At 69.2% G+C, this 1,190-nt stretch carries 1 protein-coding gene; it reads right to left on the bottom strand.

Features of this window, described 5'->3' with window-relative positions; genetic code table 11:
- Positions 1-20: 20 nt before the first annotated feature.
- Entirely contained in the window at positions 21-974 is a 954-nt protein-coding gene (locus HBN54_RS23150) for an IS110 family RNA-guided transposase (protein ID WP_168675619.1), read from the bottom strand.
- Positions 975-1,190 lie beyond the last annotated feature (216 nt).

Genomic DNA, 1,190 nt, shown 5'->3' with positions numbered 1-1,190 from the left:
GCGCTCAGCATGAACTGTGTTTAAGAAGCAATTAAAAGATGATGATTCGGGTCAAAAGCACATTCGTTTGCCACCACGGCCCAGGCTTGTCGCAAGAGCCGGGCGGCCACGGCGCACAGGGCCTGCTTGCCGGCGAGGCCGCGGGCGACCAGGCGCTGATACAGGGCCGCGCAGGCCGGGTTTTTGGTTTTGGCCGACCAAGCCCCGACGTAGAGCAGCCGGCGCAAGCGCCCGTCGCCGAGCTTGCTCAGCCGGGGCCGGCCCCGCACGCTGCTCCCCGATTCGTAGTGGCGCGGGCAGAGCCCGGCGTAGGCCACGGCCTGCCGCCAGCCGGGGAAGGCCCGCAGGCCGGGACCGGCCAGCAGCAGGGCCAGGGCAATGCGCGGGCCCACGCCCGGAATGGTTTGCAGGCGCTCGTAATCGGCCCCGCACTGGGCCCGGGCATCCTGTTCCAGGCTCTTTTCCAGGTCGGCCACCTGCTTATCCAGGCGGGTCAGCTCCGCTTCCAGGGCCTGCGTGCTCACCGGGTCGGGCCAGGGCGACTGGCGCAGGGCGTGGCCGTGGTTGCGCAGGGCCGTGCGCTGGCCCAACAGCAGGTCGAGCAGGGCCTGACGCTGCTGCAACTGGCTCAGCCACACCGCCGGGGGCTGGTGCAGGGCGGGGGCAAAGACGCCGCCGAACTGGCTCAGCAGCCGCGCGTCCGTGCGGTCCGTTTTGCTGCGCCGCAACTGGCTCTGGGCGAAGCGGCGCACGGACAAGGGGTTGACCACGCACACGGGCTGGCGGGCCTGGTGCAGGGCCGCGAGCAGGCGCAGGCCGTAAGGCCCCGTGGCTTCGAGCACGCACACGGCCCCGGCCGGCAGGGCGGCCAGCAAGGCCGCGTGCCCGTCGGCGGTCTGCTCCAGGCGCTGCACCCCGCCGGGCAGGTCCGCGTCCACGTACGCCTGGCTGATGTCAATGCCAATATAGTCCATAAAAAAAAGGGGGGGGGAAAGAGGTGGAACCATCCGTCAGCGGTGGCGGGGCTGCCCCGTCTCCCACCATCATTCATTCGGCCTGGGTCGACCACTGAACTGTCCGGGCTCACGGGCAGCAGGCCCAACGGGTGCCAGCATGCAGAGCGGTCTCGAGGACCGATGACGTACTTCGGCGTGGCCCGTTGGGTTGCCACTACAAACATATGATGACGT

This window comes from Hymenobacter artigasi (assembly GCF_012275535.1).
GTDB lineage: Bacteria > Bacteroidota > Bacteroidia > Cytophagales > Hymenobacteraceae > Hymenobacter > Hymenobacter artigasi.
Note: the sequence above shows the minus strand (reverse complement) of the source record. Positions and strands in the feature narration are given on the sequence as shown.

Coding starts and splice junctions, on each gene's coding strand:
- HBN54_RS23150 (WP_168675619.1), bottom strand. CDS start 974: ATGGACTATATTGGCATTGACATCAGCCAGGCGTACGTGGACGCGGAC.